Consider the following 16,508-nt stretch of genomic DNA (forward strand, 5'->3'; position numbering starts at 1 on the left):
GTCACACCTCTTCTTTATCTAAACTATCATTAGGTTGATTCCCAGGTATTGCTTTATTCGCGGCAATTACAAACGGTAAATAAATTAGAATGGAGACAACCACACATAAAATCCCTACAAATAAAGCCAGCCAATTTCCTCCCGAACCTAAGAAAGGGATAAGTACGCCAGGCGTTGTCCAAGGTATCGCATACGCTGAGGGTGGGATCAATTCTAGTGTAATAAAAAAATAACCAATGAGTGTGTTAACAAAAGGAACCATGATAAACGGAATCATAAACAACGGATTCAAAACGATTGGTAAACCAAAAATAACGGGTTCATTAATATTGAATAAACCTGGCGCAAGTGAAAGTTTTCCAATTTCACGATGATCCTTCCGCTTAGAAATAAACAATATTGCTAGTACCAAACCAATCGTCATTCCAGAACCACCATAGTTTGCAAAAGCATCATACAACGTTCCCCATGTTTCAGGATACGGTGCTCCCCAAGCCATCCCATTTTGTCCTACATATTCCAGATTTTCTAAATTCGCCTCTGCAAAAATTGCTTCCCGTACAGCCGCAACTGTATTTGGCCCATGAATTCCAAAAATCCAAAGGAGGTTAGAAACAACACCTAGAAATAGTACTGTCCATACGTTTGTGCCCATATCTTTCAATGGCGCCTGTAATACGGTATAAACTAACTCATGAATGCCCCCATCATTAAATTTAATAATTAAATAGTTTAATACAGAAACACCAATTGTAATAAAAATGATCGGGAATAACACACGAAATGACCTTGCTACTGCCGATGGCACCTGAGGCGGCATAGTAATTTGTAATCGCTTTGCTTTCGAAAGCTTACTAAAGATTTCACCAACTAATAATCCAATAATTAACGCAACAAATAATCCTTGAGCACCAAGCCATTGAACAGTCATATAACCTTGCCCATCAACATCGATATTTGCCGTATAAACGATAAAATAAGAGGATAAAGCAGTTAAACCTGCTAATAAATCATCCGCCTTTAAATAGATTGCAAGATTTCTTGCAACTAAAAACACAATGAAGATAGACATAATTTCTGTCGATCCCCGTAATACTGGGGTAAAGATTTCTTGATAGTTACTTAGATTCGGGAATAATTTATCTAAGAATAATAAATTTGCTATGAATCCATCCGGTGATAAAATCGCGAAATTTAATAATAAAATGATCGAACCAGCCATCGTTAATGGAAAAGCGAGAATGAATGCATCACGAACTGCAATAATATGACGCTGTGAATTTAACTTATTCGCAATCGGAACTAATATCCTTTCGATAACGCTTTCAAATTTGCTCATAAAACCCATTATTATCCCCCCTTTTTTTATTCTCCGTGGAGAGCCATTGCTCTATTTAACACCGCTTCTCCATTCATCGTTCCGTAGTCTCGCATATCAATAACTTCAACTGGAACTCTACCATTAATAATGGTATCAACTTGCGGTTTCTGGTAACGTACTTGTGGTCCAAGAAGAACTACATCTACTTCATCAGCCACCGTACTGCATTCGGATATTGGCAATGCAATAATCTCTACTTCTTTGCCTAAATTCGCTGCATGCTCCTTCATCTTGGTGACTAAGAGACTTGTAGACATACCGGCTGCACATACTAATAATATTTTCATTATCTCTCCCCCTCTATTCTTCTCTAAGCCCATTCTGCTTAATTACTGATTGATACCAATAAAAGCTTTTCTTTTTTATTCTACGTAAATCTCTTTCATTCCATTCATTTCGATCTACATAAACGAAGCCATATCGTTTCTGGTATCCATTTAACCAACTTAATAGATCAGTAAATGACCACGTACAGTATCCGAGTACTTCCACTCCATCCGATATTGCCTGTTGAACTTGCTCAATATGCGCTTTGATGTATGCAATTCGATAATCATCATTTATGAAGCCATTTGCTTCCACCTCATCAAATTCTCCTAGTCCATTTTCTGTAATTAAAACTGGTAGTCCATAGCGGTTTGCTATTCGCCGCAATCCAATGCGAAGCCCTATTGGATCAATTTCCCAATCCCAATTTGTCACTTCCAGAAAAGGGTTTTTAACTGTTTTAAACAATCCTGGTACGCCTGACTCCGATGAAGTCCCTTTCTTCCCAGTTGTGTTCATTGTTCCCATACTTATTCCGTCTAGCGCATTGGATTCAACCGTTCCCGAGCGATAATAATTCACTCCCATGAAATCAGGCTTTGCTTCTTTTAGGAGTTCCATATCTCCCGGTTCTACCACTGGCGTTAAACTATGGGCTTCTAAGAAATTCCACATTATTTGCGGATATTGTCCAAATGCATAAATATCCATCCACCAATAGTTACGCTGCTCTTCAACATTCTCAAAAGCAAGTACATTGTCTGGCTTACTATCTAGTGGATATCCGGGCATATAGGCAAAACTCGGTCCAACTTTTCCTGCAGGCACATAATTACGAAAGGCTTGGATCACCTTAGCATTTGCTACATTTGCGATATGATTGGCTTGGTACATTCGCTTGGTATCCTTAACACCTGGTGGGTGGATACCCGCTTGATACCCAAGTCCGATAAACACGTTTTGCTCATTCATGGTTACCCAATAGGTTACTCGGTCTCCATATCGCTTAAATAAGGTAATACAATATTTCGTAAAATCATCAATGATCTTTCTCGATTCCCATGCGCCATATTCGTCCATTAATGCTTGTGGAACATCCCAATGATAGACAGTAATAATTGGTTCGATGTCATAAGAAAGCAATTCATTGATTAGATCATCATAAAATTGCAACCCCTGTTCATTCACCTTTCCTTTACCGATTGGATAAATTCTACTCCAGGCTATGGAAAACCGATATGCTTTTAAACCCATTTCTGCCATTAAGGCAACATCTTCTCGATACCTGTGGTAATGATCAACCGCTACATCTCCATTTGTTCCTTTGTAGTTCATTCCCTCTTTCTTTGTAAAAATATCCCATACAGACGGACCTTTTCCGGCTTTATTCCACGCTCCTTCCACTTGATAGGCGGCTGAAGCAGATCCCCAAAGAAAATGATTGGGAAACGAAGTTCGCTTTTGATGTTCCATATGTTCCTCCTATTGATTTGCCTTATCAATAGTAAACGCTTTCAAATCATTCATGTAAATACTTTACCGAAGCTTCGTATCATGTACCACCATCTAGGAATCTGTTTCAAATAGATAACAAGTTGTAACATCATCTATTCATTTTTAGTAAATATAGATTATGATCGATTTACCAAATCTTCACAATATCTTCATTTCACTTTAATAGTTGAAACGTATACTTAAACTAAATTTAATCTAGGAGGGAAAAAATGAAAAAACGGAAGTTACATAGCTTACTTGCAGTTATTGCTGCCACCATGTTGTTTGTAACAAGTCTATTACAGTCAACTTCGATCGCTTATGCCTCTGTTTCAAATCCAATTGAAAAGGTAGAAAACGAAGAGCAGACCGATCAAGGTGAAAACAAAACGGCAGACGCAAAAGAAGAGCAAACTATGGAGGAATTAAAAGATCAGAAAGAGCTCCCTCTAGAAATAGAACATGAACCCCCTTCCCAAGTTGGTTATAACCAAGATCAATACATTCAAGCTACTGTTCCAAATGCGACAACCGTTCAACTCGTTTATCAAGCAACCAAATACGCACAACCAATTCGTGTCGATATGAAACGATCTAAGAACGATACATTTACAGAAACAATACCTGGATCCGTACTTTGGTCAGATTCCGTAGATTATTGGATTGAAGCGAAAAATAATCAGGAAGAAAAAACATCTACTGTCTATTCTCTACCACTTAAAAAACAAGCAGATGATGTTTCCTTATCAACATCATCCCTGCTTATTACTGAAGTAAATCTTAGAGAACAGCCTTTTATTGAACTTTATAACAACACGAATCAACAGTTGAAACTTAATGATTATACCCTATCTCTTGGGGATAAAAAGCTAGATATACCAGAAAGTACGGTAGCTTCTGGAAAAACAATCGTACTTTGGTTATCCGAGGCAAATAAAAACCGTAATGATTTTAATCAACTTTATGAAACCAACCTCACAGACGATCAACTTATCATGCTCGAATATAAGGACCTGCCTACCCAAGATATAAAACTACAGCTCGTTCATAATCAAAAGAAGGAAGACCTTTCTACTGTTTCTTATAGTGATTCAGATACAGCAGCTAGTCAATTATATTATTATCATGAAGGAGAAATGAAAAGCGGCGGTCTAACTAAGCAAGCTGCACCTATTAACCTTTTGCCTGGTCAAGTACCGGAGAACGTAATTGAAATTAAAGAGCCAACATCACCAGAAAATCAAACGGAGGACACTTCTAAAAACAAGCAAGAAAAAGCCGAGCAACAACAAGCATTATATGACAATGCCGATAAGGGAAAAAATGAGTCTACACAACCAATTCAACATGAACCAATCACATCTGCTACGGATACAAACGATTTAACTATTACAGCTACTGCTCCTAACACAAATCAATTAACATTGCATTACAGAACAGGAGAAGGAATGACAGTACAAGAGCTTGCTTTTACGAAAGCGACTGATTCAAATGTGTATACTGTCACCATTCCTAAAGAACAGCTCTGGTCTCCTACTTTTTCGTATCGGATTGTCACTGAAGCTGAAGATGGGACAACAATTAGCTATCCTGAAACAAATGATATACAAGTAACTATAGAACAAACCAATAAAGCTGATCCACAAACCATACCACCATTACTGATTACCGAAATTACACCTGATACAGCAAATATAAACGGTGCCGATGCCTATGAATTTATCGAAGTCTATAATAATTCCAATCAGCCCATTCAAATGAGCGATTATCAAATCATCTACCGTTATCCAACAGAAACAGCTGATCAGCATTGGGATATTACAAATGATCAACTAATCGAACCTCAAGACAGCTTTATTATTTGGATAAAAAATGATGGAAATCAGAAGCAAACGGTTGCTGACTTTAATACGCACTACGGGTTAACGATGCCAGAAAGCCATGTTGCCAAACTAGATAGTGCCGGTATGGCTAATGGTAGTGAACGTACGGTAATTGTTGCAGACAAGTATGAGAATGAGATCATTGCTGCTTCGTACAATCAAGTAACCGATGATACCAATGCAGATCAAGGGATTGTTTATACGTATCCAGCAGAAAATGACAGAATGGTTAAAGCTGGTATTGGCGAAGGAATGACGCCATTAACCATTATTGATGGACAAGCGCCTGAGGAGCCTGTAGTCATTAATGATACAAGTACACCAGTCATTGAATCACCTACTTTCACAGTAACGAAAGAACAAATCATTTTTAATGTAACAGTTACTTCCGAACAAGAAATCATTGGGGCTAATCTTGCAATACTTCAAAGTGAAGATACTCAATATCAAACATGGTCCCTACAAGCTTCCGAAGATGATTCCCAAACCTACATGGTTACAATTCCTCGAGAAGAGATTTGGAGTGAAACCATTCAGTTTTATGTGGAGGCTTCAAATCAATCTGGAGATACTAAAACGGATGTAGAAGACTATACTTTTTCTCAGCAACCGATTGACTATCAAGAAGTTCCACCATTACTAATTACGGAGATTACACCAGATACAACAAATTTGAATGGTGCGGATGGCTATGAATTTATCGAGGTCTATAATAATTCAACAGAATCAATTAACTTTAAGGACTACAGTATTCGCTACCGATACCCAAATACGAGTGCAAGTAATGATCTAGTTTGGGGGCCTGAAGAAGGAAAAGATATAATGATACCTTCTGGTGAATCCATCGTATTCTGGGTAATTAATCATGGAAATACAGATAAGCAAGCAGCTGATTTTAATGCCCATTTCCAAACCAATTTAGTAGATGGAGATAACCTATTTAAAATATACAATAACGGCATGGCTAACGGCAGTGAACGTACGCTATTAATTGCCACTAAAACGGGAGAGGAACTCTCTTATGCAAGCTACAATGACCTAGTTGACAGCGATGACACCGTTGCTAATAAAGGTATTTTCTATCGTTACCCCATCGATGGAAGTCTACAATCAACAAAAATTAGTGCTGGAGAATGGGATGCGACTCCTGGAGAAACATTAGCAGCACAAGTACCAACTAAAAGAATAAACCTACCAGCAGATAGAGAAGAACCAATTATTAAAAATACGACAACGAAAAAGAAAATAACATCTGAAGAGCCAGTAACCCTTTCCGCTGCCATTACGGATAATATTGGAATTAAGTCAGCAGCTGTTTATTATCGCACTGATGAAAAGAAAGATTTTCGAAAAGTAAACTTAGAGAAACAAGCCGATAACCACTATCAGCATATCGTATATGAACCAGAACTTATAGGAAAACAAACGCTAGAATACTATTTTGTCGCTAGCGATGGCCGAAACCAATTAACTGCTCCTGCTAATTATATAGAGATTGAGAATCCATTTTCACAAGAAGGATTAAGGCTTAATCTCGAAGATAATCAACTACTTTCTGGTGAAAAAGTGATTAAAGCAACCGCTGATACATATAACAATGAAACGCAGCTATTTATTGATGATCGGCAGATAACAGATACTTTTGAAGCAATGGAAACGGAGGCTTACTTTGCCTTTGATGTAAAGGAAACAAATATTTACTTTAAAAATGGCGTAACCATGGGAGATGAGATTCTCGAGGTTTTTGACGACACGTATACGGATTTCACGACATTAACTGTACCGGTGTCTGCTGAACGGCTTCAGCAAGGGAAAAATACGATTTCTATCCGAGCAGGTAACAAAGTTAGTCCATTTGATGAAACTTCCGAAGAGAATCGGGATGATTTTATGATAAAAAATATCCGACTCGTTTTAACAGACGGGACAACCATCTATGATCCAGCTTATTCAGATCCTAGCAAAGCGTATTCTATTGGCGATAGTCCAAGAAAAGACGCTATCTACGACTTTAACTTTAATTTAGAAGAAGAACAATTTACATCAACAGCTTATGTATTTGATACAACATCTGTAGAAGATGGAAAGCATGAAGTAAAAACAAGTTATCAAGATAAGACAATAACAACTGCGATTATAACTGATAATACAAGTCCAACACTAATCCCTTCCATTAACGAGGGAAAAACATACAAAGGTGAATTTACGATTGATGCAGAGGCAAAAGATGCCACAAGTGAGGTTACATCAATAACTGCAACGTTAGATGGAGAATACATTTCCTTACCTTACGAAACGTCATCTGCACTACTAAAACCAGGGAGTCATGAACTTGTCTATCAGGCTACGGATAAAGCAAATAATGTAGCAAAGAAAAAGGTATCCTTTTCTGTTACAGAAGAGCATCCATTAATGCCAGATTGGCTTAGTGATAATGCTCATACAACAAGCGCCAATCTATCCGTAACTGTAAAGGACCCGACGAATGACATTATGGATGTTAACTTCCATGAAGCTTTTCAATACACGGCCGAAGATGAGAATATCACGATTTCACAAAACGCAGTCAGCACTGAACCCCCTATTGGCTACTTACCAGATGGAGAAGATCGTCTTACAAAAGAACAGCGAAACCAACTGCAGGCTTTAGATGGAAATGAATTATCTACCGAATCGAAGCAAAAATTCCCTTATCACCGATTTGATGTCAGGGTAGATAAACAGGTAGATAAAAATGACGAAATCGAAATTGTCTGGAATGGTTCTTCTTTAGAGGGAAGAAAAGTAACCATGTATGCTTGGAATTATGAAACAAGCAAATGGGCGCCGCTCGTATCTACGATTGCAGGAAAAGAAGCATTTCAACTTATAGGCTCTGTAAAAGGGTTGGATTATGTACAAGATCAAAAAGTCAGTGTGATTGTCCAAGACCAAATCGCCAACCCAGGAGAAGATTTTAGTTTCGTTTGGATGGCAGATACACAATATTACTCCGAAAGTTATCCATATATCTATGATAAGCAAGTGGATTGGATTGCGAACAATCAAGATACGTTAAACATTGAATATGTTTTTCATTCTGGCGATTTAGTAAATGTTTACGATGATTTTGAACAATGGGATGTTGCTGATAGATCAATGCGCGTTCTCGATGACGCAGGCATTCCTTATGGGGTTGTCGCCGGCAACCATGATGTATATAATAAAAGCCGAAACTATGAGAATTACTATCAATTCTTCGGTGCAGATCGGTTTGATAACAATGATTATTATGGAGGTTCTTTCCAAAATAATCGCGGACACTATGATTTAATTTCTGCGAATGGCATGGACTTCATCATGGTACATCTTGGCTGGGGAATCGAAGAAGAGGGTATCGAATGGCTTAATGAAGTTTTACAAGCACATCCTAATCGAAAAGCGATTTTGAATGTACATGAATACTTGCTAGCAACTGGAAGCAGAAGCCCAACAGGAGACGAATTATTTGAAAAAGTTGTCGTGCCAAATGAAAATGTCTTTGCTGTTTTATGTGGACATTATCATAATGCACAAACATTGATAGATGAAATTGACGATAATAGAGATGGCATTTCCGATCGTACGGTTTATCAAATGTTGGCCGATTATCAAGGAGGTCCTGAAGGTGGACAAGGGTATTTACGAATATTGAATTTCAATATGGAAAACAATCAAATTGATGTACAAACCTATTCTCCGCACTTAGATGACTATAATTATTATAATCCGGAAGAATATCCTGGAAAAGATACATTCTCGTTGGATTATGATATGGCAGCTCAAACGAAAAAAGTAGCAACAGATTATCTAGAAGTAAATGTATATACCGATACATTAATCGATCGTGTTGAAAACGTCCCAAGTGGTGAAAAAGCTTCCGTCACGTGGCAGAATTTAGATCCAGATCATGAATATTTCTGGTATGTTGAAGCAACCGATAAATATGGCGGTACAACCCGTTCTGATATTTGGAGTTTCCTAACGGAAGATGGGGAAATTGTTAATCCAGGAGACAACGATGATAACAAGGAAGAAGATGGTAACGAATCGGAGAATAAAGATGGCGATGGTGATGGTAACCCAAGCGTTGAAAAGCCAAAAGCAGGTTCTGAACAAGATAAAACAGATAAGAATCAAGATGATTCATCGCCATTAATTGAAAATACATCCAATAACCCAGGCAATGGATCTTCTCTACCGGATACAGCAACCAGTATATATAATTATCTGTTAATCGGAGCTCTTTTCTTACTCGCCGGCCTAAGTATTTGGCTGATTTACTACTACCGCAGGCGACATATCCTAACTTAGGTTATAGGGTCGGTTTCAAAAAACTTGGCATGATTTCCGCGGGCACGGCCACAACTAACTTGGGGGTAAGCAAAAATTGCTTACCCAAGTTAATCTTTGGACCGGTACTCTTCCCGTAGGAATCATGCCTATTTTGATTTTCTTATCTACTCCTTTGTTGTGCTTTCTATAAACGGTGAATGAAACATAGATTGACTATGCAGTAGCTCTTTACCAGCATACGGAAAGTTTGTCTTTAAAAAGTAGTCATCCTACGTAAACTCGTTCATTTCCTTATACTATTGAACTTTACACCAATCTAATATAAACGCCGCTATTGTTTTCGTAGTCGTCTTTAAGCTATCTAGATGAATATATTCATTTGGTGCATGCATATTAGCACCGCTTGGACCATAGCAAGTAGCAGGAATGCAAAATTCTTCAAAAGCTCGTATATCTGTTGTAGCCGTAAAACCAATGGATTCAAGCTGTTTATTTGTCGTAATTTCATGCGCATTAGCAAGTGAATCCATTAATGAAGGATCAACCGAAGAAAAACCCGGAGCGTGAAACCCATAAAATGTGATCTCAGGAGGAGTTTGCTTTAACCAGTTATCTTGATTAGCTGCTTCCAACAACCACGCTTTGACCTCTTTTTGAATATCTGTTGGATTTACATCTGCATAAAAACCTACTCTCGCCTCAAATGTACATACAGATGGCACATTCGAAGCCCAATCCCCTCCATGGATAATTCCAACATTTACATTCAGTGGATGAGGATGATTTTGAAAGTCTGGATGCTTTGGCTTTTGATTAATATATTCTCTATAGGCATCTAATGTCTCAATTAAATATGCTGCCTTATTAATTGGATTTTGCGCTTTTTCTGCACGTTCGACATGCGCACCGCTTCCTCTCACTTTTACACGTACCCACATGACCCCAAGCTGACCTTTTATCGCTCGATGGGACGTAGGTTCTGGTATAAGCGCACCGTCAGCAGTATATCCTTTGTCTAACAATGCTAGCGCTCCATTTCCAGTACATTCTTCTTCGATTACTGTCTGAATTTGCAAAGCTGCCCCTAGTTCAATACCAGCTGCTTGAATTGCTTTTACGGCATAGATCATTGCTGCAACGCCTGATTTCATATCACAAATACCTCGACCATACATTCTTTCATCCACAATTGTAGGATGATATGGATCATAGTCCCATAACTCCACTGGTTCTGCACTTACAACATCAATATGCCCTTGCAAAATTAAGCTCTTCCCTATTTTATTAGGATTCTCCCATTCTCCGACTAATACAGGCCGATCCTGGTAAGACCATTCAGGCTGCCCATAATTGTGATACTTTTTTAATCTTTCTGGTTCAGGATCAAAGGTGGTTGTTGTTAGATTCATTTCATCTAAGTGACCTTGAATAAAGGTTTGAATTGCCTTTTCATTACCTAATGTACTTTTATATGTCCCTAGCATCTTTAAAAATAATTTTTCCTCTTCCCATAATACATCGATCTTTTCATTCACTTCTCCAATTACGTGTTGATTCAATTTGGTTACCTCCATTCATGGAATCTTATTTTTTAAAGAATATATAGACTAGTATGACAATTAACCGTAAAAATGGAAAGTATCAGCTTCCATGAATAAGTGGTACCAGATGAAGTAACCTTATATAGATGTTTTTAGATATATAAAACCGGAGAGCATTTTAATGTTCTCCGGAGTACACTTACTTTGTAAAATAGTAATAACTATAAGGTTTTTCGGTATCTCGAATAAATTCATGCGCTTGATAGCCTTGGCTAAATAAATGAACAAATGCTTGTCTTGACTTCATTCGCCATTCAATAGCTGTCAACAAATCCCTATCTTTGATATCTTGAATATGACTTGGGATCGTAACAGCATACACATCGTTAGATAATGACTCTGTATAACAATCAGTCATCACTGGCTTCCCATTCTGCTCACTTAATAATACACTTGCTTGTTCTAGTGATGCCATTTTTAGTTCTGCTTGGTCATTCCAACGCCATTCGATAAACATCCGATCGGTAGGCATTCCCTTATTCAGCCCATCATCCATTTCACCATAATAATCTTCCTTATAGATTGCTCCGGTTGCTCCTAATTTGTGTACATTAAGATAGGCATTAAGACTTTGCAGTGGATCGAATGTCCAGATCATTTTAGCATAGCCCATCTCCTCTGCGATTTTTGCTTGCCTTTGTTTCATTCTCTCCCCTAAACCAGCTTTACGGTATGCTGGTAACAATCCTAACATATGGGAGTATAAATAGGGCTCCTTCCCGTCAAATCCAGCAAAACTATATGAAAAACCAACTAACTTCTTGCCATCGTACGCACCTAACATAAGTCCTCCATTGTTTACCGCTGTGAAGGTTTGATGGACAGGTGTCGCATTCCCCCAAATCACATCCTCTAACATGATGACATTCTCCAGTTCATTCATTTCAGTAATTGTTCTAATATCCAGATTCCCTTTCATTGTACCTCCCACCTACTCTCATTAATATGTATTGTTAAATCATATAGGATATATCAGCCACTTTTCAAGCATATACTTCCCTATTCTTTCACCAGATAGCTAAGAACATATGCCCATCTTTGACTTGATTGTCATATCGTTTATCCAACCCACGTAATCTTATATAAAATCTATAAATAAGAATAAGAGGATGATAGACGTGATAGCAGCATTAGAAGGATTACGTGTAATTGAATTGGGGAGTTTAATTGCTGGCCCTTTTGCTGGTAGGCTTTTTGCAGAGTTTGGTGCTGACGTTATTAAAATAGAACCGCCAAAAAAAGGTGATCCACTTCGTGAGTGGCGTTATATGTATGACGGAAAATCATTATGGTGGTCCCTGCAAGCAAGAAATAAAAAATCCGTTACCATTGACCTTAAATCAGCCGATGGCCAAGAACTTGTTCGAAAACTAATTGATGAAGCAGATATTGTTATTGCCAACTTTCGACCAGGCACACTAGAAAAATGGAATCTAGGATATGAACAACTAGCTAAACGGAATCCTAAAGTTATCATGGTATTGGTCTCAGGTTTTGGACAGTCTGGCCCCTATCGAGATAAACCTGGATTTGGGAGTATTGGTGAATCTATGGGTGGCATTCGTTATATAACAGGCTATCCAGAATTACCGCCTCCACGAGTAGGAATAAGCATTGGCGACTCGCTTGCCGCTTTATACTCCGTTATTGGAGCACTTATGGCTGTATATCACCGGGATGTTCGCGGGACAAAAGAAGGTCAATTAATTGATGTTGCTCTCTATGAATCTGTTTTCAGCCTGATGGAATCCCTCCTACCAGAATATGATAAATTTGGTGTCGTGCGAAAGCGCACAGGTGCTAAGCTACCTGGTATTACTCCTTCGAATACCTATCCTTGTAAAGATGGTAAATATATTGTTATCGGTGGAAATGGAGATAGTATATTTCAACGCTTCATGCATGCAATCGATCGAGCTGATATCGCTGAAGATGAACGATTTCGATCGAATAGTGGACGATCCCAATATGCTGATTTCTTGGACAAAGCCATTAACGATTGGACTAAACAAGTAAACCTAGACAAAGCATTGACCATCTTAGATGAAGCAAATGTACCTGCTGGCCCGATTTATAGTATTGAAGATATTGTCAAAGATCCTCAATACATGGAACGGGATATGATCCAAACCTATTCTTTAACAGAAAATGATACTGTAAAGATTCCTGGAATTGTTCCTAGAATGAGTAAAACCCCGGGTAGGACAAATTGGTTGGGTCCGGATTTAGGAACACATACCGTTGAAACATTAAGAAATTATTTAAACCTAACGGAACAAGAGATACAAGATTTACAAGACAAAGGGATTATTTAAAGGAGACTCGTTATGAGTAAACAAATATATATTCACGAAGTGGTTACCAGGGATGGTTTACAAAATGAAGACCAATTTCTTCCAACCAAAGATAAAATACATTTACTTAATCAACTTAGTCAAACAGGTTTAGACAAAATCGAAGTCACATCCTTTGTTTCTCCGAACGCAGTACCTAATTTGGCAGATGCTGAGCAAGTAATGACATCGATACAGCGGAATCCACAAATATCGTATAGTGCACTCATCCCTAATGTGATTGGGGCCAAGAGAGCAATGAAATGCCATGTAGACGAAGTTAATTTGGTTGTATCGGCGAGTGAGACACATAATCAAAAAAATATCCGACAATCCATCCAACAAACATATGATCAATTCGAATTAATCATCGATTATTTGTCTGATAAACCGGTGATACGCAATGGTTCCATTGGAACTGCCTTTGGCTGTCCTTTCGAAGGGAAGGTATCTGAATTTAAAGTACTCCTATTAATCGAAGCATACAAAAGTTTGGGCATAGAAAACATTACGTTAGCAGATACCACTGGAATGGCTACACCCACACAAGTATATCAATTATGTAAACAAGTACTCACCTTTTTTCCAGACCTCCAACTGACCATGCATTTCCATAATACCAGAGGTATGGGATTAGCAAATGTTATTCAAGCCATCCAAGCAGGGGTTACGCATTTTGATTCATCTTTAGGTGGAATTGGCGGATGCCCATTTGCTCCAGGAGCAACTGGAAATATATGCACAGAAGATGTCGTCCATATGCTTTATTTTATGGGTTATGACTTGAATGCTAAGTTAGACAGCCTGATAGATAGTTCTATTCATCTTCAGTCTCTACTTTCCCATGAAACTCCTGGCCAAGTTAGCAAGGCAGGTAAAATTACGGATTTACATGATCCATCCAAATTTTAAGCAAGGAGGTTATAGTATGAAACTAATAAAGGAACCAATTAAAAATTGGAAGTTATGGGTTGTTTTCGGTGTGCTGTTCTTATTAAGCGTTCCATGGTATTTTCCAACAGGTAGCTATAAACCGATTATTCTTGGGATTCCTTACTGGGCATGGATTATCCTGTTTGTCTCAATAGCCTTTTCAGCAACGATTACCTTCGCTATTAAACGACTCTGGATAACGGAGGAAATAACTACGGATAGAAAGGAGGATAACAAATGGAACAAGAACTAGCTTTTGGTGGCTGGGCAGGAATCCTGATTATGGCGAGTTACGGTTTATTGATGCTAGGAATTGGACTGTTTACATTTTTAAGAAACCGCAATCTACGAAATAGTAATGAAGAGTATTACTTGGGTGGAAAAGGTTTAAGTATCATGGTGCTTTTTTTTACTTTTTATGCCACTCAATATAGTGGAAATACGATCATTGGGTATGCACCACAAGGATATCGAATTGGCTTCGAATGGATTCAATCGATCACTTTTATGATATTAGTCATGGTCGGCTACCTATTATTTGCGCCCCGATTGTATGCCCTAAGTAGAAAACATAACTTCATTACGCCATCCGATTGGTTAGATAAACGATTTCGCTCTAAAGGCATTACCATTTTAGGATCTTTTCTTATGCTCTATGGTCTAGGTAATTATTTATTAGAACAATTAGTTGCAGTTGGACAGGGTGTTTCTGGATTGACCGGAGGAACCATTCCATATCAAATTGCTGTTGTGTTTTTTATCATTATTATGTTAATTTACAGTTGGCTCGGCGGTATGCGTGCAGTAGCCTATACGGATACAATGCAAGGAATTGCGCTCCTCTTCGGTGTTTGCATACTTGTAATCGGTTCTATTATTTACTTCGGCGGTCTTCCTACTTCAGCCAATTATATGGCTACACTTTCGCCAGAAAAACTTGGTGTCCCGGAAGCGAGTGGAATTTCTGGATGGTTTAGCATGTTGCTCCTTACGTGTATAGGTGCAGCAATCTATCCCCATGCAATTCAACGTATCTTTTCTGCCAAAAACGAAAGTACATTAAAAAACTCACTGATTGGTATGGCATGGATGCCGTTTATTACAACGGGGGTTATTTTTCTTGTTGGTATTATTGGTATAAACGCTTTTCCGAAGTTGGATGTCATGGAGTCCGAACAATTGGTTGGGATGATGGCGAATGTAATTGCATCGCAAAATACCTTTTTCTATTGGGCAATGATTCTATTATTCGGAGGGATAATTGCAGCAATTATTTCTACTGCGGATTCCGTATTATTAACCTTCTCTTCCGTAATATCCAAAGATTTATATGGTAAGTTCATTAATTCAAAGGCATCTGAACATAAACAAATTATTGTTGGAAAAATTTCCGGAATTCTGGCCGTTGCTGTTTTATTATTGTTAGCATGGTACCCTCCAGCAACGTTATACGAAATATTTGTTTTGAAATTTGAGTTACTCATACAGATTGCTCCCGCATTTATTCTCGGCTTATACTGGAAAAAGCTTCATACAGCTTCTGTTTTTACTGGAATGATTGTGGGGACAATTTTAGCAAGCTTGATGACATTTATAAATATGGAACCGCTTGGCGTATTTAGCGGTCTTTGGGGATTGCTAGTAAACCTGATCATTTGTGTTTGTGGGAGTTACCTATTCCAAGTGACTACAGAAGAGCAAACAGAAGCGGAGAGAATAATAGGTTTATAAAATCACAACAACACTAACCTACTACTTCATGTAATATTTATCATAAAAATAAGTGTAGAAAGACCGATGGTTTTTCTACACTTCAATATTCTGTTCGAATAAAGAATTATTGCTATTCTGTAACTTCTTGCATTTTTGTTTTCGCTTCCTGAACAATTTGATCTAATTCTTTCAGCTGAGCTGGATCAATCGTTCCATCCTGATTGTTTTGCTTTTCAATCTTATTGATTAACGTATCCGTATAACGTTGCAATTCTTTTGTTCGTGCCTTAATTTCAATACGAACCGTTTCATTTAAATCGCGTTCAGCTTCCTCTACCTCTTCTTTCAAGGCATCATTCAGACGATTCGTTTGTTCGTTTTGCACAGCTGAAATTTCCAATTCGATATGATCAATTGCTTCATCGGTTTTTTGTTGAAACCAATTTGTCAGTATCCCCGTTATATTCTGCTCTGCAAAGACAGCCGTATATGCGCCACCTGTTAACAACATACATAGTACTATACAAAACGTCCATCGACATATTTTCTTATTCTTTGTTCGTTCGCCATTGATTTGTCTATCTGCCAC

11 protein-coding genes are annotated in these 16,508 nt (G+C 38.1%); 5 read left to right on the top strand and 6 right to left on the bottom strand.

The features are described from left to right. Position 1 precedes the first annotated feature (1 nt). The 3 genes from M948_RS26015 to M948_RS26025 are packed head-to-tail and all read right to left on the bottom strand — an operon-like array spanning position 2 to position 3,121. A complete protein-coding gene (locus M948_RS26015; protein ID WP_021289310.1) occupies positions 2–1,348 on the bottom strand; it encodes a PTS sugar transporter subunit IIC in 1,347 nt (448 codons plus the stop codon). A 17-nt stretch (positions 1,349–1,365) separates the two neighbouring features. After that, complete coding sequence (locus M948_RS26020; protein WP_031335033.1) at positions 1,366–1,671, bottom strand: PTS sugar transporter subunit IIB; 306 nt, start codon at positions 1,669–1,671, stop codon at positions 1,366–1,368. A gap of 10 nt (positions 1,672–1,681) precedes the next feature. Next, on the bottom strand, positions 1,682–3,121 hold the full coding sequence (locus M948_RS26025) for a glycoside hydrolase family 1 protein (RefSeq protein WP_021289312.1): 1,440 nt from the start codon (positions 3,119–3,121) through the stop codon (positions 1,682–1,684). Positions 3,122–3,372: 251 nt separating this feature from the next. Here M948_RS26025 and M948_RS26030 point away from each other — a divergent pair, with 251 nt between their 5' ends. Continuing rightward, entirely contained in the window at positions 3,373–9,357 is a 5,985-nt protein-coding gene (locus M948_RS26030; protein ID WP_021289313.1) for a lamin tail domain-containing protein, read from the top strand. A gap of 278 nt (positions 9,358–9,635) precedes the next feature. Here M948_RS26030 and M948_RS26035 read toward each other — a convergent pair whose 3' ends face one another. Then, complete coding sequence (locus tag M948_RS26035) at positions 9,636–10,898, bottom strand: ArgE/DapE family deacylase (RefSeq protein WP_021289314.1); 1,263 nt, start codon at positions 10,896–10,898, stop codon at positions 9,636–9,638. A 181-nt stretch (positions 10,899–11,079) separates the two neighbouring features. Continuing rightward, complete coding sequence (locus tag M948_RS26040) at positions 11,080–11,859, bottom strand: GNAT family N-acetyltransferase (RefSeq protein ID WP_021289315.1); 780 nt, start codon at positions 11,857–11,859, stop codon at positions 11,080–11,082. A 190-nt stretch (positions 11,860–12,049) separates the two neighbouring features. Here M948_RS26040 and M948_RS26045 point away from each other — a divergent pair, with 190 nt between their 5' ends. From M948_RS26045 to M948_RS26060, 4 genes are read left to right on the top strand one after another with little or no spacing between them, the layout of a single operon-like run. Then, positions 12,050–13,255: a CaiB/BaiF CoA transferase family protein gene (locus tag M948_RS26045; protein ID WP_031335037.1), complete on the top strand. Its 1,206-nt coding sequence runs from the start codon at positions 12,050–12,052 to the stop codon at positions 13,253–13,255. Positions 13,256–13,267: 12 nt separating this feature from the next. Beyond that, positions 13,268–14,185, top strand: coding sequence for a hydroxymethylglutaryl-CoA lyase (locus M948_RS26050; protein ID WP_021289317.1), 918 nt, complete (start codon positions 13,268–13,270; stop codon positions 14,183–14,185). A gap of 16 nt (positions 14,186–14,201) precedes the next feature. Continuing rightward, a complete protein-coding gene (locus M948_RS26055) occupies positions 14,202–14,459 on the top strand; it encodes a hypothetical protein (protein ID WP_021289318.1) in 258 nt (85 codons plus the stop codon). After that, positions 14,444–15,937, top strand: a complete 1,494-nt coding sequence (locus tag M948_RS26060; RefSeq protein ID WP_021289319.1) for a sodium:solute symporter family protein — start codon at positions 14,444–14,446, stop codon at positions 15,935–15,937. The genes M948_RS26055 and M948_RS26060 overlap by 16 nt, the downstream gene beginning before the upstream one ends. A 112-nt stretch (positions 15,938–16,049) precedes the next feature. Here M948_RS26060 and M948_RS26065 read toward each other — a convergent pair whose 3' ends face one another. Further along, positions 16,050–16,508, bottom strand: a complete 459-nt coding sequence (locus tag M948_RS26065; protein ID WP_021289320.1) for a hypothetical protein — start codon at positions 16,506–16,508, stop codon at positions 16,050–16,052.

Source organism: Virgibacillus sp. CM-4, from assembly GCF_000445495.1.
GTDB lineage: Bacteria > Bacillota > Bacilli > Bacillales > Amphibacillaceae > Virgibacillus > Virgibacillus salexigens.

What these genes read in the sequence shown, in the direction of transcription:
- M948_RS26045 (WP_031335037.1), top strand. Translation starts at nt 12,050, where the DNA reads ATGATAGACGTGATAGCAGCATTAGAAGGATTACGTGTAATTGAATTG.
- M948_RS26025 (WP_021289312.1), bottom strand. Translation starts at nt 3,121, where the DNA reads ATGGAACATCAAAAGCGAACTTCGTTTCCCAATCATTTTCTTTGGGGA.
- M948_RS26060 (WP_021289319.1), top strand. Translation starts at nt 14,444, where the DNA reads ATGGAACAAGAACTAGCTTTTGGTGGCTGGGCAGGAATCCTGATTATG.
- M948_RS26040 (WP_021289315.1), bottom strand. Translation starts at nt 11,859, where the DNA reads ATGAAAGGGAATCTGGATATTAGAACAATTACTGAAATGAATGAACTG.
- M948_RS26050 (WP_021289317.1), top strand. Translation starts at nt 13,268, where the DNA reads ATGAGTAAACAAATATATATTCACGAAGTGGTTACCAGGGATGGTTTA.
- M948_RS26055 (WP_021289318.1), top strand. Translation starts at nt 14,202, where the DNA reads ATGAAACTAATAAAGGAACCAATTAAAAATTGGAAGTTATGGGTTGTT.
- M948_RS26015 (WP_021289310.1), bottom strand. Translation starts at nt 1,348, where the DNA reads ATGGGTTTTATGAGCAAATTTGAAAGCGTTATCGAAAGGATATTAGTT.
- M948_RS26030 (WP_021289313.1), top strand. Translation starts at nt 3,373, where the DNA reads ATGAAAAAACGGAAGTTACATAGCTTACTTGCAGTTATTGCTGCCACC.